The organism is Pseudomonas grandcourensis, assembly GCF_039909015.1.
GTDB classification, from domain to species: Bacteria; Pseudomonadota; Gammaproteobacteria; order Pseudomonadales; family Pseudomonadaceae; genus Aquipseudomonas; species Aquipseudomonas grandcourensis.
This window is the reverse complement of sequence record NZ_CP150919.1, coordinates 1,913,663-1,935,009: the sequence shown is the minus strand read 5'-3', so window position 1 is coordinate 1,935,009 and position 21,347 is coordinate 1,913,663. Positions and strand designations below refer to the sequence as shown.

General features: G+C 59.2%; 20 protein-coding genes and 4 tRNA genes. 12 read left to right on the top strand and 12 right to left on the bottom strand.

The genetic code is table 11. The features are described 5' to 3' along the window. Nucleotides 1-74 precede the first annotated feature (74 nt). Together AABM52_RS08620 and AABM52_RS08615 are read right to left on the bottom strand one after the other, a co-directional pair. Nucleotides 75-620, bottom strand: coding sequence for a hypothetical protein (locus AABM52_RS08620; protein ID WP_347911328.1), 546 nt, complete (start codon nt 618-620; stop codon nt 75-77). 178 nt (nt 621-798) lie between these two features. Continuing rightward, nucleotides 799-1,512, bottom strand: a complete 714-nt coding sequence (locus AABM52_RS08615; protein WP_347911327.1) for a UTRA domain-containing protein — start codon at nt 1,510-1,512, stop codon at nt 799-801. Nucleotides 1,513-1,875: 363 nt separating this feature from the next. Here AABM52_RS08615 and AABM52_RS08610 point away from each other — a divergent pair, with 363 nt between their 5' ends. The 6 genes from AABM52_RS08610 (at nt 1,876) to AABM52_RS08585 (ending at nt 7,229) form a co-directional block, all read left to right on the top strand. Then, nucleotides 1,876-2,940 (top strand): ABC transporter substrate-binding protein, encoded by a 1,065-nt coding sequence (locus AABM52_RS08610; RefSeq protein WP_347911325.1) that lies wholly within the window; start codon nt 1,876-1,878, stop codon nt 2,938-2,940. A gap of 179 nt (nt 2,941-3,119) precedes the next feature. After that, a complete protein-coding gene (locus AABM52_RS08605) occupies nt 3,120-3,926 on the top strand; it encodes an alkaline phosphatase family protein (protein ID WP_347911323.1) in 807 nt (268 codons plus the stop codon). 5 nt (nt 3,927-3,931) lie between these two features. After that, nucleotides 3,932-4,768: an ABC transporter permease subunit gene (locus AABM52_RS08600; RefSeq protein WP_347911322.1), complete on the top strand. Its 837-nt coding sequence runs from the start codon at nt 3,932-3,934 to the stop codon at nt 4,766-4,768. Beyond that, complete coding sequence (locus AABM52_RS08595) at nt 4,755-5,555, top strand: ABC transporter permease (protein WP_347911321.1); 801 nt, start codon at nt 4,755-4,757, stop codon at nt 5,553-5,555. Before AABM52_RS08600 ends, AABM52_RS08595 begins: the two co-directional genes overlap by 14 nt. Further along, a complete protein-coding gene (locus tag AABM52_RS08590) occupies nt 5,552-6,541 on the top strand; it encodes an ABC transporter ATP-binding protein (RefSeq protein ID WP_347911320.1) in 990 nt (329 codons plus the stop codon). Before AABM52_RS08595 ends, AABM52_RS08590 begins: the two co-directional genes overlap by 4 nt. A gap of 34 nt (nt 6,542-6,575) precedes the next feature. Further along, nucleotides 6,576-7,229, top strand: a complete 654-nt coding sequence (locus tag AABM52_RS08585; protein ID WP_347911319.1) for an HAD family hydrolase — start codon at nt 6,576-6,578, stop codon at nt 7,227-7,229. Nucleotides 7,230-7,344: 115 nt separating this feature from the next. Here AABM52_RS08585 and AABM52_RS08580 read toward each other — a convergent pair whose 3' ends face one another. Then, nucleotides 7,345-8,307 (bottom strand): zinc-binding dehydrogenase, encoded by a 963-nt coding sequence (locus AABM52_RS08580; protein WP_347911318.1) that lies wholly within the window; start codon nt 8,305-8,307, stop codon nt 7,345-7,347. Nucleotides 8,308-8,445: 138 nt separating this feature from the next. Between AABM52_RS08580 and AABM52_RS08575 the strand changes: the two genes are divergently transcribed. Continuing rightward, entirely contained in the window at nt 8,446-10,527 is a 2,082-nt protein-coding gene (locus tag AABM52_RS08575; protein ID WP_347912598.1) for a carboxy terminal-processing peptidase, read from the top strand. 144 nt (nt 10,528-10,671) lie between these two features. After that, nucleotides 10,672-12,462: a bifunctional diguanylate cyclase/phosphodiesterase gene (locus tag AABM52_RS08570; RefSeq protein WP_347911317.1), complete on the top strand. Its 1,791-nt coding sequence runs from the start codon at nt 10,672-10,674 to the stop codon at nt 12,460-12,462. Between the two features lie 24 nt (nt 12,463-12,486). On the opposite strand, the gene AABM52_RS08565 is transcribed toward AABM52_RS08570, so the two are convergent. The 5 genes from AABM52_RS08565 to AABM52_RS08545 form a co-directional block, all read right to left on the bottom strand. Further along, complete coding sequence (locus tag AABM52_RS08565; RefSeq protein WP_347911316.1) at nt 12,487-12,894, bottom strand: sel1 repeat family protein; 408 nt, start codon at nt 12,892-12,894, stop codon at nt 12,487-12,489. Beyond that, on the bottom strand, nt 12,895-13,266 hold the full coding sequence (locus tag AABM52_RS08560; protein ID WP_347911314.1) for a hypothetical protein: 372 nt from the start codon (nt 13,264-13,266) through the stop codon (nt 12,895-12,897). It abuts the gene before it with no gap. Next, nucleotides 13,263-13,604 (bottom strand): helix-turn-helix transcriptional regulator, encoded by a 342-nt coding sequence (locus tag AABM52_RS08555; RefSeq protein ID WP_007974980.1) that lies wholly within the window; start codon nt 13,602-13,604, stop codon nt 13,263-13,265. The genes AABM52_RS08560 and AABM52_RS08555 overlap by 4 nt, the downstream gene beginning before the upstream one ends. Before the next feature lie 114 nt (nt 13,605-13,718). Continuing rightward, nucleotides 13,719-14,174 carry a DUF1232 domain-containing protein gene (locus AABM52_RS08550; protein WP_347911313.1) on the bottom strand — a complete coding sequence of 152 codons (456 nt, stop codon included), beginning with the start codon at nt 14,172-14,174 and terminating at the stop codon, nt 13,719-13,721. Nucleotides 14,175-14,466: 292 nt separating this feature from the next. Further along, a complete protein-coding gene (locus tag AABM52_RS08545; protein ID WP_046037603.1) occupies nt 14,467-15,183 on the bottom strand; it encodes an FKBP-type peptidyl-prolyl cis-trans isomerase in 717 nt (238 codons plus the stop codon). Between the two features lie 268 nt (nt 15,184-15,451). On the opposite strand from AABM52_RS08545, the gene AABM52_RS08540 reads away from it, so the two are divergent. Both AABM52_RS08540 and AABM52_RS08535 read left to right on the top strand, forming a co-directional pair. After that, nucleotides 15,452-17,254: a di-heme-cytochrome C peroxidase gene (locus tag AABM52_RS08540; RefSeq protein ID WP_347911312.1), complete on the top strand. Its 1,803-nt coding sequence runs from the start codon at nt 15,452-15,454 to the stop codon at nt 17,252-17,254. A gap of 28 nt (nt 17,255-17,282) precedes the next feature. Next, a complete protein-coding gene (locus AABM52_RS08535; protein ID WP_347911311.1) occupies nt 17,283-18,419 on the top strand; it encodes a catalase family protein in 1,137 nt (378 codons plus the stop codon). Between the two features lie 127 nt (nt 18,420-18,546). Here AABM52_RS08535 and AABM52_RS08530 read toward each other — a convergent pair. From AABM52_RS08530 to AABM52_RS08515, 4 genes are all read right to left on the bottom strand, one after another. Further along, a tRNA-Asp gene (locus AABM52_RS08530) sits at nt 18,547-18,623 on the bottom strand. Between the two features lie 19 nt (nt 18,624-18,642). After that, a tRNA-Val gene (locus tag AABM52_RS08525) sits at nt 18,643-18,718 on the bottom strand. A 198-nt stretch (nt 18,719-18,916) separates the two neighbouring features. Beyond that, nucleotides 18,917-18,993: transfer RNA gene (locus AABM52_RS08520), tRNA-Asp, on the bottom strand. A 19-nt stretch (nt 18,994-19,012) separates the two neighbouring features. Further along, nucleotides 19,013-19,088, bottom strand: a tRNA-Val gene (locus AABM52_RS08515). Nucleotides 19,089-19,247: 159 nt separating this feature from the next. On the opposite strand from AABM52_RS08515, the gene rdgC reads away from it, so the two are divergent. After that, the gene (gene rdgC / locus AABM52_RS08510) at nt 19,248-20,168 is read left to right on the top strand and encodes a recombination-associated protein RdgC (RefSeq protein ID WP_007969735.1); all 921 of its coding nucleotides are present in this window, start codon (nt 19,248-19,250) and stop codon (nt 20,166-20,168) included. A 157-nt stretch (nt 20,169-20,325) separates the two neighbouring features. After that, complete coding sequence (locus AABM52_RS08505) at nt 20,326-21,291, top strand: bile acid:sodium symporter family protein (RefSeq protein WP_007977600.1); 966 nt, start codon at nt 20,326-20,328, stop codon at nt 21,289-21,291. Nucleotides 21,292-21,347: the final 56 nt, after the last annotated feature.

The window sequence follows — 21,347 nt, the reverse complement described above, 5'->3', positions numbered from 1 at the left end:
GAGCTGCTTTCGCTTAAATATTCTTTAGTTCAGTGGAACAGACCTCGGCAAAAAGCCTCACAAGCTTTTTACGATTATTGGATATTCAATACGATGGGTACTGGTTTAGGCGTGAAGGGCTTATTGGCTGGATATCGCATCCACGCGCCTCGCCCATCTGGCACCATATAACTAACTTCACCACTTAAATTTTCCCTCCTGACTTTCCGCCCCGCAATCAAGAAATTGTAAAGTGTTTCCTGATCATCAAAAGCATTATCCCCCTCAAACTGCATAACCCGTTCAGTCTTGGATGAGTACAAGTAAATATCCACCTCACCTTGAGGATGATTTCTACTCAACGGAGAACTGTTTTCGAGATCGAAAATACCGAAATGCTCTGCGCGCTTTCCAATACCAAGGTATCCGTCATCGTCCAAAACAACATATTGTTTCCCTGCTATATCCCCAACAGAGACAATATACTGATTAGCGAAACAGTAAAAATGAAACGTTGTCGGCTTAACCTGAGCCACTTGAGTGCCGACTCTTCCGGGAGAAAGAACTGAAACAGGTCTCCCAAAAATACTCATGGTTGCACGAAACGATAAATCCAACTCATCAACCCTATTATTAAACATACTAATATCCCTATATAAAAACCCTATCAAGATCGCAACACAATAGCGACCCAAGACAACCTTACATAAAGCAAGACAGAACACACAAGACAAACAACAAACTTATAATTTCAGTATATTTAGTCAGCACACTCAACTCTGGATCAACTTTATTAATCTGCGATCATCAAAGCCAAACTTATACAACATCAACCCCCACATGAATCGCATCATGCCGCCAAAACTCCAGATCACAATCGATCAACCGCTCATGCTGGTCATAGTTGACCCGGGCAATCTGCAAGCCCGGGCTGCCTGTTGACACCTTCAACGCCGCCGCCGCATCCACTGACAATGCCGTGGGCACAATCTCGAAGCGCACCCGCCCGTAGTGCAAATCGTAATGCCGCGCATACAACTCGGTGATCGACTGATTCAAATCGAAATCGAGGATCCCGGGAAAGTACTGCGGGTTCAGATAGTGCTCCACATACAGCACCAGTCGCCCGTCGATCCGCCGTGCGCGGCAGATCTGGATCACGCTCGACAGCGCCGGCAATTGCAGCCAGGCACACACCGCCGCCGATGCCGGTTGCAATCGCGCCGAAATCACCTCGGTGGAGGGCACCCGCCCCTGGGCGCTGACCATCGCGTGAAAGTGGCTGCGCTGCATGAGGTTGTAGGCCAGGCGTGGCGGCGAGACGAACCAGCCGCGACGCTCCTCGCGATAAATCTGCCCCTGTGACTCCAACTGCAACAACGCTTCACGCAAAGTGATCCGCGTGGTGCCGAACAATTCACTGAGCTTGCGCTCGGCCGGCAATTTGCTGCCGGGGGTCAACAGTCCGTGGTCGATCTGCTCCTGAAGCACCTGGCCGATGGCTGTTACCGCTTTTGTTGCCTCTTCACGCATCGACGTTTCCTTTCTGGACTAGACCAGCACCATTTCAGGGCAGAACCACAGCGTAAACCGGCTCATTCAATAGTCTGCAAGCGTAGGCAGCGCAGATGACCGAGATGTGACAAAGCCGCCCAACGGTCGCCATTCTCTGGCCTCAACAACCTGCAATTCACCGGCCAAGTCCCTTGCCTTCCGGGGCCTTGACCATGGTCTACGCTTAGCAGGCCAGTCGCGATACCGCTGAACAAAAAGTCATTTCGGGCGACGAACGACATCAAAGTGTCATCCAGCCCCCTTAAATTGGCTCAGGTATTGCTGACCTAGACCAACACAAACCGCAATCGCAGCGTTGAACACGACCCAAGGAGCTTCGGAATGAAAAAGCTTTTCCTGGCATCACTGTTAGGCTCGACCATCGCAATGTGCACCGCCGCCATGGCGGCCGATGATCTGAAAACCCTGGAAGCCGCTGCAAAAGCGGAAGGCGCCGTCAACAGTGTCGGCATGCCCGATGACTGGGCCAACTGGGCCGGCACCTGGAAAGACCTGAGCGACAAGTACGGCCTCAAGCACATCGACACCGACATGAGCTCAGCCCAGGAAATCGCCAAGTTCGCCGCGGAAAAAGACAACGCCAGTGCCGACATCGGCGACGTCGGTGCAGCGTTCGGCCCGATCGCGGTCAAGCAGGGCGTGGTCCAGCCATACAAGCCTTCGACCTGGGATCAGGTTCCAGCCTGGGCCAAGGACAAGGACGGCAACTGGGCGCTGGCCTACACCGGCACCATCGCTTTCATCGTCAACAAGAAGTTGCTGCACGGCTCCGAAGCCCCAACCAAGTGGGCTGACCTAAAGGGCGGTAAATACAAGGTCTCCATCGGTGACGTGAGCACCGCAGCCCAGGCCGCCAACGGCGTACTGGCAGCGGCACTGGCCAACGGTGGCGACGAGAAAAACCTCAAACCCGCCCTGGATCTGTTCGCCGACATCGCCAAGCAAGGTCGCCTGTCGATGTCCAACCCGACCATCGCCACGATGGAAAAGGGCGAGATCGAAGTCGGCGTGGTCTGGGACTTCAACGGCCTGAGCTACAAGGCCAAGATGGCCAACCCGGATGACTACGTGGTGCTGATCCCGTCCGACGGCTCGGTGATCTCCGGCTACACCACCATCATCAACAAGTACGCGAAAAACCCGAATGCCGCCAAGCTGGCTCGCGAGTACATCTTCAGCGACGCCGGCCAGATCAACCTGGCCAAGGGCAACGCCCGTCCGATCCGTGCCGAACACCTGACCCTGCCAGCCGAGGTGCAGGCCAAGCTGCTGCCTAACGAGCAGTACAAGAAGGTCACGCCGATCAAGGACGCGGACGCCTGGGAAAAGACCTCCAAGGCCCTTCCTCAGAAGTGGCAGGAAGAAGTCATCATCAATATGCAGTAACCCTGTGGCCCACCATTTTTTGATGGGCCAATGAGAATCCCTGTGGGAGCGAGCTTGCTCGCGATAGCGAACTGGCATTCAACATGGATGTTGACTGGTAGTCCCTCATCGCGAGCAAGCTCGCTCCCACAGTGGATCGAGTGAGTTCCGAATATCTGTTTCACGGAGTCATCGCCCCTATGAAGCACAACGTCATCCTTGTCGTGCTCGACGGCCTCAGCTACGAGGTTGCCCGCCACGCCATGGGGCACCTGCAGGCGTACGTCGGCGCCGGACGCGCCGCACTCTACAAACTGGAGTGCGAGTTGCCAGCCCTGTCCCGCCCGCTGTACGAATGCATCCTGACCGGCGTTACGCCCATCGACAGCGGTATCGTCCACAACAACGTCTCGCGCCTGTCCAACCAGCGCAGCATCTATCACTACGCCACCGACGCCGGTCTCGTGACTGCGGCGGCGGCCTATCACTGGGTCAGCGAGCTGTACAACCGTTCGCCCTTCGTGGCGGCCCGGGACCGTCACACCGATGACCCGCAACTGCCGATCCAGCACGGGCATTTCTACTGGAACGATCACTACCCCGACTCGCACCTGTTCGCCGACGCCGAAAACCTGCGCCTGCGCCACACGCCGAACTTTTTGCTGATCCACCCGATGAACATCGACGACGCCGGGCACAAGCATGGCCTCGACACCCCGCAGTACCGCAACAGCGCCCGCTCGGCCGACATCATCCTGGCCGACTACCTGCAAGGCTGGCTCGATGCCGGTTACCAGGTGCTGGTCACCGCCGACCACGGCATGAACAACGACCGCTCCCACAACGGCCTGCTGCCGGAAGAACGTGAAGTGCCGCTGTTCGTTCTGGGTGATGCGTTCAGCCTCGACGCCGGTGCCGCGCCGAAACAGACCGAGATCTGCGGCACCGTCTGCCAACTGCTCGGCGTGCCCCACGACAAACCGGTCTGCCGGGAGCTGTTGAAGTGAATGCCATGACCCGCAGTAAATGGCTGGCAGCCTTATGCCTGGTCCCGTTCGCGCTGTTCTTCATCGTGTTCGAGATCGCACCGCTGACCTGGGTGATGATCAACAGCCTGCAATCGGAAGAATTCGGCTGGGGCCTGGCCAACTTCAGCAAAATCTTCAGCTCGAAGTTTTACCTGCAGGCCATCCAGTACAGCCTTGAGATCAGCTTCTGGTCCAGCGTGTTCGGGATCGTCATCGCGATACTGGGCGCCTACTCCCTGCGCCGGGTCGATTCGAAACTGCGCAACTTCGTCAACGCCTTCGCCAACATGACCAGCAACTTCGCCGGTGTGCCCCTGGCCTTCGCGTTCATCATTTTGCTCGGCTTCAACGGCAGCTTCACCATCATGCTCAAGCAGGCCGGAATCATTCAGGACTTCAACCTGTACTCGAAAACCGGGCTGATCATTCTCTACACCTACTTCCAGATTCCCCTCGGCGTGCTGCTGCTGTACCCGGCCTTCGATGCGCTGCGCGAAGACTGGCGTGAGTCGGCTGAGTTACTCGGCGCCGACGGTTGGCAGTACTGGCGGCACATCGGCTTGCCGGTGTTGACGCCGGCACTGCTGGGCACCTTCGTGATCCTGCTGGCCAACGCCCTCGGCGCCTACGCCACGGTGTACGCCCTGACCACCGGCAACTTCAACGTGCTGCCGATCCGTATCGCGGCGATGGTGTCCGGTGACATTTCCCTGGACCCGAACCTGGCCAGCGCCCTGGCCGTAGTGCTGGTGGCCTTGATGACCCTGGTGACCATCGTGCATCAGTTGCTGTTGAAGAGGAGCTACCATGTCTCGCGCTGAACTGGGGCCCGCCGGTGCCTACCACCGCGTCGTGGTGTACCTGCTGTTTGCCATCCTGTTGTTGCCGCTGGCCGGCACGCTGATCTACTCGATCGCCAGCAGTTGGTCGGCGACCATCCTGCCCAGCGGTTTCACCCTCAAGTGGTACATCCAGCTGTGGAGCGATCCGCGCTTCCTGCATGCGTTCGGGCAATCGCTGCTGGTCTGCGTCGGTTCGTTGATTCTTTCGGTGGTGCTGATTCTGCCGCTGCTGTTCGTGGTGCATTACCATTTCCCGAAACTCGACGCGCTGATGAACATCCTGATCCTGCTGCCCTTCGCCGTGCCGCCGGTGGTGTCGTCGGTGGGGCTGTTGCAGCTCTACGGCTCCGGACCGTTCGCCATGGTCGGGACGCCATGGATCCTGATCGGTTGCTACTTCACCGTGGCGCTGCCGTTCATGTACCGGGCGATCACCAACAACCTGCAGGCGATCAACCTGCGCGACCTGATGGACGCCGCCCAGTTGCTTGGCGCCAGCACCTTTCAAGCCGCCTTCCTGGTGGTGCTGCCGAACCTGCGCAAAGGCCTGATGGTAGCGTTGCTGCTGTCGTTCTCGTTCCTGTTCGGTGAGTTCGTGTTCGCCAACATCCTGGTCGGTACCCGCTACGAAACCCTGCAGGTCTACCTCAACAACATGCGCAACAGCAGTGGTCATTTCACCAGTGCGCTGGTGATCTCCTACTTCTTCTTTGTGCTGGTTCTGACCTGGATTGCCAATATTTTGAACAGGGACAAAAGCGAATGAGCTATGTCAGCGTCCAACATCTTCAGAAAAACTACGCGGGCACCACGGTGTTCAGCGACATCAATTGCGAAATCCAGAAAGGTGAGTTCGTCACCCTGCTCGGCCCGTCCGGTTGCGGCAAATCCACCCTGCTGCGCTGCATCGCCGGCCTGACTTCGGTGGATGGCGGCAAGATCCTGCTCGATGGCCAGGACATCGTGCCGGTGAGCCCGCAGAAACGCGGGATCGGCATGGTGTTCCAGAGCTATGCACTGTTCCCAAACATGACTGTGGAGCAAAACGTCGCCTTCGGCCTGCGCATGCAAAAGGTCAATGCCGATGACAGCCGCAAACGCGTCGCCGAAGTGCTCAAACTGGTAGAGCTCAATGACTTTGCCGGGCGTTACCCGCATCAGCTCTCTGGGGGGCAGTGCCAGCGCGTCGCCCTCGCCCGCTCTTTGGTGACCCGGCCACGCCTGTTGCTGCTCGACGAACCGTTGTCGGCCCTGGACGCGCGGATTCGCAAGCACCTGCGTGAACAGATTCGTCAGATCCAGCGCGAACTGGGCCTGACCACGATTTTCGTCACACACGATCAGGAAGAAGCCCTGACCATGTCTGACCGGATTTTCCTGATGAATCAGGGAAAAATCGTACAAAGCGGCGACGCCGAAACCCTCTACACCGCACCGGTGGATGTGTTCGCCGCCGGTTTCATCGGCAACTACAACCTGCTGGATGCCGACAGCGCTTCGAAGCTGTTGCAGCGACCGATCAGCAAGCGCATCGCCATTCGCCCGGAAGCCATCGAACTGAGCCTCAATGGCGAACTGGACGCGCAGATACGCAGCCACAGCCTGCTGGGCAATGTGATTCGCTACCGGGTCGAAGCCCGGGGCGTGGAATTGGTGGTGGATGTGCTGAACCGCTCGGCGGCCGACTTGCATCCCGATGGTCAGCGCCTGGCGCTTTCCATCGATCCGGCGGCCCTGTGTGAGGTAGCCTGATGACTTTGCTGACGCTGAAGAGAGAACTGCACTGATGGCCCTGGCAATTTTTGATCTGGACGAAACCCTGATCCACGGTGACTGCGCCTCACTGTGGAGCGAGCAAATGGTCCGCCTCGGCTGGGTCGATGGCGAATCGTTCCTGCGTCGCGACAAAGAACTGATGGATGCCTACGGCAGGGGCCATCTGGCCATGGAGGACTACATGGCCTTCAGCCTGGAACCGTTGATTGGTCGTACGCCTGAAGAAGTCGCGCATCTGGTTGGCCCGTGGGTGGAAGACTTCATCGAACCAATCATTTTCAGCGACGCCACCAAAACCATCGCTGCCCATCGCAAGGCCGGCGACCGGATCCTGGTGATTTCGGCCTCGGGCACCCATCTGGTCGGCCCCATCGCCGAGCGCCTGGGCATCGACGAGATTCTCGGCATCGAACTGGAAGTGGCTCATGGCGTTTACAGCGGCCATACCGTCGGCACCCTGACCTACCGCGAAGGCAAGATCACCCGCTTGCTGGAGTGGCTGGATGCAGAGGAGGAAAACCTCGAAGGCGCGAGTTTCTATTCCGACTCACGCAATGACCTGCCGCTGTTGCTGAAGGTGGATTTCCCCCACGTGGTCAACCCGGATCCGGTGTTGCGCGAACAGGCTGAAAAAGCTGGCTGGCCGATCCATATCTGGAAGTAATCGAGGCCCCCCTTGTAGGAGCGAGCCTGCTCGCGATAGCGGCGTGTCATTCAGCATTTGCGTTGGATGTTAAGCCGCCATCGCGAGCAGGCTCGCTCCTACAGGTTCCGTGTTGTCAGTTCAGGCTTTCATCAATCACCAACACCACCTTCCCCGCCACGGTATTGCTCGCCAACTCGGCAAACGCCGCCTCGGCATCCTTGATCGGGAATGTCCTGGCCAGTTGCGGACTCAATCGGCCCTCGGCAAACAGCGGCCACACGTGCTGGCTCAAATCGCTGAACAGATCCGCCTTGAATTGATCGTCACGGCTGCGCAGGGTCGAACCCAGCAACTGCACGCGCTTGGCCAGCACCTGGGCCAGATCCAGCTTGGCCTCACGGCCGCCCATCAGACCGATCAACACCCAACGGCCATCCTGGGCCAGCAGCTTGAGGTTCAATGCCGAGTAATTGCCGCCCACCGGGTCGAGAATCACGTCGAACGGCCCCAGATCCCGCAAGCTCTCCAGATCGCCATTACGCACCACGCCGCCCTGGGCGCCCAGCGCTTCGCAGTACGCCAATCGCTCGGCGGAGCCGACACTGACCCAACAGGGGTTACCGAAGGCCTTGCACAGCTGAATGGCCGCTGAACCGATTCCACTTGCCCCGGCATGCAGAAGAACTTTCTGACCCGGTTTGAGCGCAGCCAGTTGAAACAAATTCAACCAGACTGTTGCATAGACTTCAGGCAATGCCGCCGCCTCGACCAGTGACACTCCGTCGGGAACCGGCAGCACATGCCGCCCGTCGACAACTACCTCTTCGGCCATCCCGCCCCCGGCCAGCAAGGCGCAAACCCGATCGCCAACCTGCCAGGAGGACCCGGCGCCCACCTCGCTGATGACCCCCGAGCACTCTAGACCGAGCACTTGACTGGCCCCCGGTGGTGGCGGGTAAAGGCCGGCTTTCTGCAATAAATCGGCACGGTTGAGGCCAGCTGCCGCCACTCGTATACGAACTTGTCCTACATCGCACGTAGGACTCGGCTCTTCAACCCACACCACTTGACCGTCAACGCCTTGCAATGCTTTCACAGTGCCTCCATAGTGAGTCTGGACTGAGCCCGAAGCTATAGCGTCGGGCTTTTTGCATTATGCGACCGGCTCCCAAAGAACCGGCGACTTCAAAGACGGCCTAATATGCGTTATCAATTGTCCCCGCGTCGAATCAGCATGAAGCATCTGTTCCCCAGCACTGCCCTCGCCTTATTCATCGGTATCGGCTTGCTGCCGATGTCGAGCAATACATTCGCAGCCAATAGCTGGGACAAGCTTCAACCCGATCGTGACGAAGTGATCGCCAGCCTGAACGTCGTGGAGTTGCTCAAGCGCCACCACTACAGCAAACCGCCACTCGATGACGCACGCTCGGTGATCATCTATGACAGCTACCTCAAGCTGCTGGATCCGTCGCGCAGCTACTTCATGGCCAGCGACATTGCCGAATTCGACAAATGGAAGACGCAGTTCGACGATTTCCTCAAGAGCGGCGACCTGAACGCCGGGTTCACCATCTACAAGCGCTACCTGGACCGCGTCAAAGCGCGTCTGGACTTCGCCCTTGTCGAGTTGAACAAGGGCGTCGACAAGATCGACTTCACCACCAAGGAATCCTTGCTGATCGACCGCAAGGACGCCCCTTGGCTCAAATCCACCGCAGAACTCGACGACCTGTGGCGCAAACGCGTCAAGGACGAAGTCCTGCGTCAGAAGATCGCCGGCAAGGATTCCAAGCAAATCCAGGAAACCCTGACCAAGCGCTACAAGAACCAGTTGGCGCGCCTGGATCAGACCCGCGCGGAAGACATCTTCCAGGCGTACATCAATACCTTCGCCATGTCCTACGACCCGCACACCAACTATCTGTCGCCGGATAACGCGGAGAACTTCGACATCAACATGAGCCTGTCCCTCGAGGGTATCGGCGCCGTGTTGCAGAGCGATAACGATCAGGTGAAAGTCGTGCGCCTGGTGCCAGCAGGTCCGGCGGACAAGACCAAGCAGGTCGCACCGGCCGACAAGATCATCGGCGTTGCCCAGGGCAACAAGGAAATGGTCGACGTCGTGGGCTGGCGCCTGGACGAAGTGGTCAAGCTGATCCGTGGTCCGAAGGGCACCGTGGTGCGCCTGGAAGTCATCCCGGCCAGCAATGCGCCGAACGACCAGACCACCAAGATCGTGCCGATCACCCGCGAAGCGGTGAAGCTCGAAGACCAGGCCGTGAAGAAATCGGTCTTGAACCTGAAGCAGGACGGCAAGGACTACAAGCTCGGCGTCATCGAGATCCCGGCGTTCTATCTGGACTTCAAGGCCTTCCGTGCCGGCGATCCGGACTACAAGAGCACCACCCGCGACGTCAAGAAACTGCTGACCGAGTTGCAGAAAGATAAAGTCGACGGCGTGGTCATCGACCTGCGCAACAACGGCGGCGGTTCCTTGCAGGAGGCCACCGAGCTGACCAGCCTGTTCATCGACAAGGGCCCGACCGTACTCGTGCGTAACGCCGATGGCCGGGTCGATGTCCTGGAAGATGAAAACCCGGGCGCGTTCTACAAGGGCCCGATGGCATTGCTGGTCAACCGCCTGTCGGCCTCGGCTTCGGAGATTTTTGCCGGCGCCATGCAGGACTACCACCGCGCGCTGATCATCGGCGGCCAGACCTTCGGCAAAGGCACCGTGCAGACCATTCAGCCGCTCAACCATGGCGAACTGAAACTGACCCTGGCCAAGTTCTACCGGGTTTCCGGGCAGAGCACCCAGCATCAGGGCGTCTTGCCGGACATCGATTACCCGTCGATCATCGACACCAAGGAAATCGGTGAGAGCGCCCTGCCGGAAGCCATGCCGTGGGACACCATCAAGGCGGCGATCAAGCCTTCGGTCGACCCGTTCAAACCGTACATTTCGCAGCTCCAGTCCGAGCATGACGTGCGTACGGCAAAAGATGCGGAGTTCGTGTTCATCCGCGACAAGCTGGCCCTGGCGCAGAAACTGATGGCCGAGAAAACCGTCAGCCTCAATGAAGTCGACCGTCGTGCCCAGCACGCCGACATCGAAGCCAAACAGCTGGCCATGGAAAACATCCGTCGCAAGGCCAAGGGCGAAGAACCGCTCAAAGAGCTGAAGAAAGAAGACGAGGACGCCATTGCGGCCGAGGATGACAAGACCAAACCGGAAGACGACGCCTACCTCAGCGAAACAGGGCGGATTCTGCTGGACTACCTGAAACTCAACACGGCAGTGGCCAAGCACTGAGTTTGTACAAACAACTGATGGCAATTTAATGCTGACGCCCCGGTAGCGTCATCATACAGTCATCATTCTGTCGTGAAATAAAGGACCGGGCGTGCTCTTTTACCAAGGGCACGCCCGGTCCTTTTTTTATTGCCAGAGATCGCCATGACCACAACCGAACAGCTGAGTGCCTTGGGCTCGATCCTGAGTCAAAGCGGTTTACACAGTCTGTTCCAACCGATCATCAGCCTTTCTGAACGACGCATCCTCGGTTACGAAGCCCTCAGTCGCGGCCCCTCCAACAGTCCTCTGCACTCCCCTGTCGCCCTGTTTGCCGTCGCACGCCAGGCCGGGCGCTTGAGCGAGCTGGAAATTGCCTGCCGCGAAAGCGCTTGCCGACGCTTCAATGAGCAACAACTGCCTGGCATGTTGTTCCTTAACGTGTCCCCGGAGTCCCTGCTCGAAGCGGCCCATCAACCGGGGCGCACCCTGCAATTGCTGCAGGATTTCGGCATACCGCCGAGCCAGGTGGTCATCGAGCTCACGGAACAGACGCCGACGGATGATTTCCAGCTGCTGCAAACCGCCCTGCATCACTATCGGGCGATGGGGTTTTCGATTGCGCTGGATGATCTGGGAGCGGGCTATTCGAGTTTGCGCTTGTGGTCCGAGCTGCGGCCCGATTACGTGAAAATCGACCGGCATTTCATTGATGGCATTCATCAGGATGCGCTCAAGCGCGAGTTCGTCGGCTCGATCCTGCAAATCGCCAAGGCCTCGCGGGCGAAAGTCATCGCCGAAGGTATCGAACTGGCCGAAGAACTCACGGTGCTGACCGAAATGGGCGTGGACCTGGTGCAGGGCTATCTGCTCTGCCGTCCCCAGGAACACCCGCCACGGGATGCCCGGGCATTGATGCCCCGACAGGACAGCACCGCCGTTGTCCTGAGCGAAGACGGCAGCGACCTCAGCGCCCTGCTCAACGAACTACCCGCGGTGAACCGGGACACCCCGACCGCCACGGTGCTCGAAGCCTTTCGCCGCCAGGCCAATCTGAACTCACTGGCGGTCCTGGATGAACAGGGTCAGCCCTGCGGCATTGTTCATCGTCATTCGCTCTCTGATGTCCTGCTCAAGCCCTTTGCCACCGACCTGTTCGCCCGCAAGCCCATCAGCCGCCTGATGAACGATGACTTCCTCGCCGTCGAACTGAGCCAGTCCCTGCAACAGGTCAGCCGCCTGATCACCAGCCGCGCCCGCCAGCGCATCGAGGAAGACTTCATCATCACCCTCAACGGCGGTTACCTGGGGTTGGGCCGGGTGATCGACGTGCTCAAGCTGATCACCGAACTGAAGATCCAGCAGGCCCGCTACGCCAACCCGCTGACCTTGCTTCCGGGCAACGTGCCGATCCAGCAATGCCTGACGCGGCTGCTGCAACAGCGACGGGAATCGGTGATCTGCTACGTGGACATTGATAGCTTCAAACCCTTCAACGACATCTACGGCTATGGTCGCGGCGACGAAGTCCTGCTGTGCCTGGCGCAATGCCTGAACGACCGCGTCGACCCCTCCCGCGACTTCGTCGGCCACATCGGCGGCGATGATTTCCTGCTGGTGCTCGGCCCGGAAGACTGGCGCAAACGTTTGAACCAGTTGCTCGACGACTTCCAGAGCCAGTGCCGGCGCTTCTACCGCAGCGAACACCTGGAAGCCGGCTGCTTCATCGCACCCAATCGCCAGGGTCAGCGCCAGGAGTTTGCGTTGTTGTCGCTGTCGATCGGCGTGGTGCACCTGCATCCACAGGCCTGTGAACAACTCGATGCGAGCCAGTTGGCCGAGATGGCATCACAGGCCAAGCACCACGCCAAGAATGTGCAGGGCTACAGCGTGCATGTGATTGATAGCCTGGTGGTTTCGACTGTAGATGAGGTGCTCGTTTCCGGGCATCGATAAGGGAGCTTTTCGGCATCACTCCAATCAACGAGGCGCCGAGGAAGACTTCAGCTCTTCGAGCTTGATCGGCGCCAACGGATGCCCGGCCTTCGCCGCGATCTCCCAGAACCGCGCGGCTTCGACAGGATCCGGTGCCTTGCTCGCCGTCCCGGCCAGGGTGATCACGCCCATTTGATACGCCGCCTTGCCATCGCCCGCCAACGCCGCCAGGCGCAACAAACGCACGCCCTCCTCACGAGCTCCGAGGCCGACGCCGCGAAACGCCAGGATGTGCCCATAGAAGCTCTGGGCACCGACATTGCCCAGGTTGGCCATGCGTGCGAACTGGCCTTCGAGCCAGCGCCAGCCTCGTGGCTGACGGACAAACCATGACCAGTGAAACAGTCGGCGCGCGAGCCAGTAACCGGCCCGCGCCTTGAGCTGCAAGAACACTCAGGCCTCGGCCGATTCAGGGTATTCGTACTCGAACACCCGCACCACTTCCGAAGCATGCCAGGACGCGGCGGCAACACCGTCCGACGGCCCGGAGAAACGCCCCAGACGCTCGACACATTCAAAGAACCCGGTGCGCGGCAAACGGCTGGCGCCCTGACTGATCACCAGTGAACTGCGCAATGGCTGCTCCGCCCTGGCATCCAGGGCCGCCAGATGCTCGAGGGCCGCCGTCAGGGTCTGCATGGCCGGGGTCGGCAGCTGCAAACGCTCCAGCAATGCCCGATACGTCAACAGATGGCGCTGGCGACGCGCCTGATCCAGTTCGCCCAGCAACCCGTCCCAATGGTGACGACTGATGCGTACGCTCACGATTCATCCCTCCACCCTGGCACCGTCAATTCCCAGGCCAGGCTGCGGCGAATCGCAGCGTCGGGCAGACGCTCGCCACTTTCGATCATGGCCAGGTAAGACGGGCTGATGCCTACCGTGCGGGCCAACGCCTCTATGGCGATGCCCTTCCCCTCGCGCAAACTGCGTAGTTGATCCAGACCCGGAAGAATCGCGTCTGGTGTTGCCGCCTGAGGCTTCGTGGCTTGAGGCGACGCTTGCTCCTTGATACCCGCCGCTTTCAGTAACGCCTGATACTGAGCCCATGGCAAAACCGCATATTCGGGCTCGCCTTCGCGTGTAATTATCTGAATATCCATCACTACCCCGTAGGACAACAACACTTAGCGAGTCGGCACTTTTCCCTAGAAGTGTAATCCTAACAGCGGCCAAGGTCGCGGGGGACATCAATCTGTGAACTCGTCAAAATCGACTCAGTGTTTTTTCGGGCCTTGAAGTTGAAGTTGCTCGGGAGTAGCAGGCAGACGCTCAACCACCGCGAGCGTCTCCGGCACCTGCCGTTTGCGCCAGGCACGGAAGGCATTGAGCTCGTCGTCGAGCACTTTCATCAGCCATGCCAGTACCGCGATGTCATCGAACATGCCAAACACTGGAATGAAATCCGGGATCGCATCCACCGGGCTTAGGAAGTACATCAGGCCCGCGACCACCGAAATCAGCGCCTTGGGGCTGATGGCGCGATACTCACCACGCCAGTAGGCCAGGCAGAGTGCCTGCAACAGCTTCAAGTCGTCTTTGATCTTGCCCAACCGGTTGCCCTGGCTTGCGACTTTGCCGGCGACTGCGAACAACAGGGTCGGCAATCGACCGCGTGCCAGCAGGCGCCCGGCCAGTGGCAGGAAACGAGCGAAACTCCAGGGTGCTTTCATCATTCTTCCCGTTGAAATGTTATCCACACAAATTGTGGATAACCTTGTGAACAGAGCTGCTTTTCACCGCTGTAAGCCCCGTTTTACAAGGCCTGCGTTCAGATCGGGCGTTTTTTACTCATCAAAAAAAACCCATAATTTCATTGACTTGGCGGCCTTGTGCGTCTACCGCCGACACCACTATGCCTAAGACTCCGGCCTAGAGCGTCTGTTCGTTTTGTTTACCCGTGCCGAACGCCAGATGCAACAACGCCCCGCATGAGCGAGGCGTTGTTATCGAAGCAGGCGCTGGTTACTTGGCAGCGGCGTCTTCTTTTGCCGGATCCTTGATGGCCAGCAGTTCCAGGTCGAATACCAGCACCGAGTTGGCTGGAATCGCCGGGCTCGGGCTTTGAGCGCCGTAAGCCAGGTCAGCAGGGATGTACAGCTTGTACTTCTCGCCAACGTGCATCAGTTGCAGGCCTTCGACCCAACCCGGGATCACACCGCTGACCGGCAGATCGATCGGGCTGCCGCGCTCGACGGAGCTGTCGAATACGGTGCCGTTGGTCAACTTGCCGGTGTAGTGAACGGTCACTACGTCAGTCGGCTTTGGCTGAGGGCCATCGGCTTTCTGCACGACTTCGTACTGCAAGCCCGAAGCGGTGGTGGTCACGCCGGCTTTCTTGGCGTTTTCTTCGAGGAATTTCTTGCCGGCAGCGGCCGACTCTTCGCTCATCTTGGCCATGCGTTCTTCGGCACGCTTTTGCAGTGCGGCGAACGCCTCGACCAATTCTTCGTCTTTGAGCTTCTGCTCTTTCTTGCCGACGGCGTCTTCGATGCCCTGGGCTACAGCCTTGGAATCCAGGTCATCCATGCCTTCCTGAGCCAGGCTCTTGCCCATGTTCAGGCCAATACCGTAGGAAGCTTTTTGCGCCGGAGTTTTCAGCTCTACGCTGGTCTGCGAATCACAACCCGCGAGTACCAGGCCAACCAGGGCTACCGCCGCCGCCAACCGATGCTGTTTCATGCTATTTCCTTGTTCATGCGCCTAAAGGGCAATCGAGTAAAGCCGCGAGCTTATCAGGCCGCCACGACCAATGGCTACCGGCATGAGAGCCAGAAACAATTGATAAGTTCAGGTGTTTAAACGCTTTTCACCATCCGGCTGATGAAGCTTCTTTCACTTTACGCCGACGCAGGCGGATTCCGGAACTACAGCATCTGGCGTAATGGCCTCTTGCCGCACCCTGGGTACTGGGGCATAACTGCATGATAATTCGACAAGGACGTTTATCTTGCGCCTCTTCCTTCGCTTGCTGGTTCTCGTCGCAGTACTGCTCGGGCTGATCATTGCCGTGGTGCTTTACTACGTCGCCAACCCGAAACTGCCGGCCTGGTCGCCTGCGCAACAAGTGCATTACCTGGAGCAATGGAGCGCCGCCGATCGCGAGACCTATTACTTCACACCCCAAGGTACTCAGGTCAAAGGCTTGCGCTACGACTGGTTCACCGCCCTCGAACTGCCCTTCTCGCAACAACGCTTCGCCGCCCCCGAATACCTCGCCCGCTTCGGTTTTCTGGTGGACCCCGGCCAGAAACCGACACCGAACAACCCCGGCAACCTCCCCGCAGGCTTTACCCGGCACCAGAATGCGGGGAGCCCGGAGGTGTTTCTGGATATCACCTGTGCGGCCTGCCACACCGGTGAACTGCGTTACAAGGGCCAGGCCGTGCGTATCGACGGCGGCTCGGCGCAGCATGTGCTGCCGTCCAGTGTTCCTACGCTCAAAGGGGGCAGTTTCGGACAGGCCCTGGTGGCCAGCCTCGCCTCCACTTACTACAACCCGTGGAAATTCGAGCGCTTCGCACGCAACGCGTTAGGCCAGGACTACGAGACGCGTCACCAACAGTTGCGCAAAGATTTCAAATCTTCACTGGATACGTTCCTCAAGGTGGCCTGGAACGACACCCATCGCGGGCTCTATCCGACCGAGGAAGGCCCGGGGCGCACAGACGCCTTCGGGCGCATCGCCAATGCCAGCTTCGGTGATGCGATTTCCCCCGACAACTACCGCGTGGCCAATGCCCCGGTCGATTATCCACAGTTGTGGGACATGTGGACGTTCGAATGGGTGCAGTGGAACGGCTCGGCGAAACAACCCATGGCCCGCAACATCGGCGAGGCGTTGGGCGTCGGCGCCACGCTGAACTTCTTCGACAAGAACGGCCAGCCGCTGACGGGGGACACCCGCTATCCCTCCAGTGTCCGCGTGCGCGATCTGCACCTGATCGAACAAACCCTGCAACGACTCGCGCCGCCGGCCTGGCCGGAAGACCTGTTGGGCGCGGTCGACAAGCCCCTGGCAGCCAAGGGCCGCGCCTTGTTCGCCGAAAACTGCGCAGGTTGTCATGTACCGCGCACCAGCCAGGGCGAAGGGCGATACGTCCAGCACCTGAAAATGCTCCCGGTGGATTACATCGGCACCGACCCCGGCGCGGCCAACAACATCGCCGACCACCGCTTCGACCTGACAGCGCTGCAATGGAAGCAGGCGGAACTGGAAAAACTCGATGTCGAGCCAAAACCCGACGAACCGCTGGACCTGAGCAAGATGTCCGTGGCCAAGGGGCTGGCCTACGTCACCGCATTTGTCCAGGACCGCGCCTATCAAGACGCCAACGTCAGCGCTGCCGAGCGCCCTGCAATGGACGGTTTCGGCCTGCCAATCGGCGTGCGCGAATTGCGTTCGTACAAGGCCAGGCCATTGGCGGGGGTATGGGCGACACCTCCGTTCCTGCACAACGGTTCGGTCCCGAGCATTTATCAATTGCTGTCGCCTCAGGATGAGCGTGCGACCACCTTCTATAAAGGCACGTTCGAGTACGACCCGGGACACCTGGGTTACCGCCCCGAAGCCTTTGCCAACGGTTTCCTGTTCGACACGCGAATCACCGGAAACCACAACGGCGGCCATGAATTCCGTGCCGGCAAAATCGGCAATGGCGTGATCGGCCGCTGGTTGCAGCCGGAGGAACGCCGGGCACTGCTCGAATACCTGAAAGTGCTTGGCGGTCCGCTGGAAGCGCAATTGCCATGACCACAACCGCAGCCAAAAGGACGCTCCCATGCTGATAACACTCTGGCTGCGCCTGGGCGCCTTCCTCGCCAAGCTGTTGCTGTGGCTTCTGGGTCTCGGCGTGCTGGGCTGGGCCCTGGCCAGCGCCTGGTTTGCCTGGCAGCATCGCGGGCCGGTCTCGGCGCAGGAGTTGATTGCGGACGACGAAGCCGCGATGACCCGGGACGTCATCCAGACCGCCGTGCGCATCGTCGATCAGCACCGTGAAAGCACCCGCTACCTGCGCGACGCCCATGCCAAGGCCCACGGCTGTGTGAAGGCCGAGGTTCAGGTGCTGCCGGAACTGCCAGGCGAACTGCGCCAGGGCGTGTTCAGTGAACCGGGCAAAACCTGGCAAGCGACGATGCGCCTGTCCAACGGCAATGCCTACCCGCAGTTCGACAGCATCCGCGACGCCCGGGGCATGGCGATCAAACTGCTCGATGTGCCGGGCAAGCAACTGTTGAGCGACCGGCAGGGGCCAGGCGAACAGGACTTTGTGATGTTCAGCCACCCGAACTTCTTTGTCAGTAATGTCGCCGAATACCGTCAGAACGTCGCCGCCCAGGCCGACGGTAAAAAGATGTTGGCGTTCTTTCCGGGCTGGGATCCACGCGCCTGGCAGCTTCGCCACCTGTTCATTGCCCTGGCGACACTGGCCCCTGCCCCGTCGAGCCCGACCCAGACGACGTATTTTTCGGTTTCTCCCTACAAATTCGGTGAAGCCAATGCGAAGTTCCGGGTCATGCCCGATCCGGATAGCTGCCCGGCCTACAACCTGCCGGAACAGAATCGCAAGCTGCCAAACTTTCTGCGCAATGCGCTGAACCAACAGCTGTCGACCGACCGGATGCCTGCGTGCTTCGCCTTGCAGATCCAGCGACAGGACGCCAACAAGTACATGCCGATCGAAGACACCAGCATTGAGTGGCGCGAGAGCGATGCGCCCTTCGAGACGGTGGCGCGGATCAGGGTGCCGGCGCAGGACTTCGATACACCGGCGCTGAACCTGCAATGCGACAACCAGTCGTTCAATCCCTGGTTCGGCATCGAGGCGCACCGCCCCATCGGCGGGATCAATCGCCTGCGCAAGGCCGTGTATGAAGCCGTCAGCGACTACCGCCACAGGCGCAACGCCGAGCAATAATCGGGCAGGCACAAAAAAGTGATCCTCGGATCGCTCTATTGACTGGCCAAACGCCAGACAGCAAAAAGCCCGCACTAGGCGGGCTTTCTGTGGTGACCTGGCGTTCAGTGTTCCAGGTTACCGAATATGGCGCAGCGGACGGGACTCGAACCCGCGACCCCCGGCGTGACAGGCCGGTATTCTAACCGACTGAACTACCGCTGCGCGTAGCGTTGAAAGTAAATGGTGGGTGATGACGGGATCGAACCGCCGACATTCTGCTTGTAAGGCAGACGCTCTCCCAGCTGAGCTAATCACCCTTTACCTTCGTTGCGGGGCACATTATGCCACAGGTTTTTATAAAGTGTTGATTTATTTGAAGTTTTTTTCAAAAAATCTAAAAACCGGTGAAACGATGCAACCCACAGGAACAACAGTCAAACTTGAGGCAGAAAAAAACCCGCCTAAGCGGGCTTTTCCGTGGTGACCTGGCGTTCAGTGTTCCAGGTTACCGAATATGGCGCAGCGGACGGGACTCGAACCCGCGACCCCCGGCGTGACAGGCCGGTATTCTAACCGACTGAACTACCGCTGCGCGTAACACTGAAAACGAATGGTGGGTGATGACGGGATCGAACCGCCGACATTCTGCTTGTAAGGCAGACGCTCTCCCAGCTGAGCTAATCACCCTTCGCTTCGGTGTGGCGCGCATTCTACGGAGCGACCCAACCTCTGGCAAGCACTTTTTAAAATAATTTTCTCAGGCCTTCCAAAGGCTTAGAGAAAGGTTGGCCTATGGCACGGCGAAGACAATAATGCCCCCCTTTGTATAAAGGAGAGACTCACCCCATGTGGTTCAAAAACCTGCTTATCTATCGCCTGACCCAAGATCTGCCTGTTGATGCCGAGGCGTTGGAAACTGCACTGGCCACCAAACTGGCGCGCCCATGTGCAAGCCAGGAGTTGACCACCTACGGTTTCGTCGCGCCGTTCGGCAAGGGCGAAGATGCGCCACTGGTGCACGTCAGCGGTGACTTCCTGCTGGTGTCCGCGCGCAAGGAAGAACGTATTTTGCCGGGCAGCGTCGTGCGTGACGCGGTCAAGGAAAAGGTCGAAGAGATCGAAGCCGAGCAAATGCGCAAGGTCTATAAGAAGGAACGCGATCAGATCAAGGATGAAATCATCCAGGCCTTCCTGCCCCGCGCCTTTATCCGTCGCTCGTCGACCTTCGCCGCCATCGCGCCGAAACAGGGCCTGATCCTGGTCAACTCGGCCAGCCCGAAACGCGCCGAAGACCTGCTGTCGACCCTGCGCGAAGTGATCGGCACCCTGCCGGTGCGTCCGCTGACCGTGAAGATGTCCCCGACCGCGACCATGACCGAGTGGGTCACCACCCAGAAAGCCGCGGACGATTTCTTTGTGCTGGACGAGTGCGAACTGCGCGACACCCACGAAGACGGCGGCATCGTGCGTTGCAAGCGCCAGGACCTGACCAGCGAAGAAATCCAGCTGCACCTGAGCACGGGCAAAGTGGTCACTCAACTGTCCCTGGCCTGGCAGGACAAACTGTCGTTCGTCCTCGACGATAAAATGGTGGTCAAGCGCCTGAAGTTCGAAGACCTGCTGCAAGACCAGGCGGAACAGGACGGCGGCGACGAAGCCCTCGGCCAACTGGACGCCAGCTTCACCCTGATGATGCTGACCTTCGGCGACTTCCTGCCGGCGCTGGTTGAAGCGCTGGGTGGTGAAGAGACTCCCCAAGGCATCTGATCGCCTGAATCGTTAGCCTCTGTAAAAAGATCGCAGCCTGCGGCAGCTCCTACATCTGGAATGCGTTTCCTTGTAGGAGCTGCCGCAGGCTGCGATCTTTTTTTGCGAGCAGCGTATGCTTAGCTCCCTAACGCTTTCATATAACAAGGATCAAGCCATGCGCGCACTGGCTGCATTGAGTCGTTTTGTCGGCAACACCTTCGCTTACTGGGTACTGATTTTCGCTGTCGTGGCGTTTCTGCAGCCGGCATGGTTCCTCGGCCTCAAGGGCGCCATCGTGCCCTTGCTGGGGCTGGTGATGTTCGGCATGGGCCTGACCCTCAAACTCGAAGACTTCGCCGAAGTCGCTCGCCATCCATGGCGCGTGGCCCTGGGCGTGGTTGCCCATTTCGTGATCATGCCGGGCGTGGCGTGGTTGCTCTGCCAGGCGTTCCACTTGCCTCCGGAAATCGCCGTCGGCGTGATACTGGTCGGTTGCTGCCCGAGCGGCACCTCGTCGAACGTGATGACCTGGCTGGCCCGTGGCGACCTGGCGCTGTCGGTGGCCATCGCCGCCGTCACCACCCTCCTCGCCCCGCTGCTGACCCCGGCCCTGATCTGGCTGCTGGCCTCGGCCTGGTTGCCGGTATCGTTCATGGAGTTGTTCTGGTCGATCCTGCAGGTGGTGCTGTTGCCGATCGTGCTGGGCGTGGTTGCCCAACGGGTACTCGGCGACAAGGTTCGCCACGCCGTGGACGTGTTGCCGCTGGTGTCGGTGGTCAGCATCGTGATCATCGTCACCGCAGTAGTGGCCGCCAGCCAGGCGAAGATCGCAGAGTCCGGCCTGTTGATCATGGCCGTGGTCATGCTGCACAACAGCTTTGGCTACCTGCTGGGCTACTTCACCGGGCGCCTGTTCAAGCTGCCCCTGGCCCAGCGCAAATCCCTGGCCCTGGAAGTCGGCATGCAGAACTCCGGGCTGGGTGCCGCGTTGGCGAGTGCACACTTCTCGCCGCTGGCGGCAGTGCCCAGTGCACTGTTCAGTGTGTGGCACAACATTTCCGGGGCATTGCTCTCCACCTACTTCCGCCGCATGAGCGAGAAACAGGATCGGGAAATGGCGGCGCAACAGGTCAGTGACTGATTCGCGATCTTGATCTGAAAACTTGATCCCCGGGTTAATGCTGGGCACTATATTGC

Bases quoted from the DNA above. Each gene is read 5' to 3' on its own strand.
- AABM52_RS08590 (WP_347911320.1), top strand. From the start codon at position 5,552: ATGAGCTATGTCAGCGTCCAACATCTTCAGAAAAACTACGCGGGCACC.
- AABM52_RS08575 (WP_347912598.1), top strand. From the start codon at position 8,446: ATGAAGCATCTGTTCCCCAGCACTGCCCTCGCCTTATTCATCGGTATC.
- AABM52_RS08505 (WP_007977600.1), top strand. From the start codon at position 20,326: ATGCGCGCACTGGCTGCATTGAGTCGTTTTGTCGGCAACACCTTCGCT.
- AABM52_RS08610 (WP_347911325.1), top strand. From the start codon at position 1,876: ATGAAAAAGCTTTTCCTGGCATCACTGTTAGGCTCGACCATCGCAATG.
- AABM52_RS08620 (WP_347911328.1), bottom strand. From the start codon at position 620: ATGTTTAATAATAGGGTTGATGAGTTGGATTTATCGTTTCGTGCAACC.
- AABM52_RS08600 (WP_347911322.1), top strand. From the start codon at position 3,932: ATGACCCGCAGTAAATGGCTGGCAGCCTTATGCCTGGTCCCGTTCGCG.
- AABM52_RS08615 (WP_347911327.1), bottom strand. From the start codon at position 1,512: ATGCGTGAAGAGGCAACAAAAGCGGTAACAGCCATCGGCCAGGTGCTT.
- AABM52_RS08555 (WP_007974980.1), bottom strand. From the start codon at position 13,604: ATGGATATTCAGATAATTACACGCGAAGGCGAGCCCGAATATGCGGTT.
- AABM52_RS08535 (WP_347911311.1), top strand. From the start codon at position 17,283: ATGCTGATAACACTCTGGCTGCGCCTGGGCGCCTTCCTCGCCAAGCTG.
- AABM52_RS08595 (WP_347911321.1), top strand. From the start codon at position 4,755: ATGTCTCGCGCTGAACTGGGGCCCGCCGGTGCCTACCACCGCGTCGTG.
- AABM52_RS08570 (WP_347911317.1), top strand. From the start codon at position 10,672: ATGACCACAACCGAACAGCTGAGTGCCTTGGGCTCGATCCTGAGTCAA.
- AABM52_RS08545 (WP_046037603.1), bottom strand. From the start codon at position 15,183: ATGAAACAGCATCGGTTGGCGGCGGCGGTAGCCCTGGTTGGCCTGGTA.
- AABM52_RS08550 (WP_347911313.1), bottom strand. From the start codon at position 14,174: ATGAAAGCACCCTGGAGTTTCGCTCGTTTCCTGCCACTGGCCGGGCGC.
- rdgC (WP_007969735.1), top strand. From the start codon at position 19,248: ATGTGGTTCAAAAACCTGCTTATCTATCGCCTGACCCAAGATCTGCCT.
- AABM52_RS08605 (WP_347911323.1), top strand. From the start codon at position 3,120: ATGAAGCACAACGTCATCCTTGTCGTGCTCGACGGCCTCAGCTACGAG.
- AABM52_RS08585 (WP_347911319.1), top strand. From the start codon at position 6,576: ATGGCCCTGGCAATTTTTGATCTGGACGAAACCCTGATCCACGGTGAC.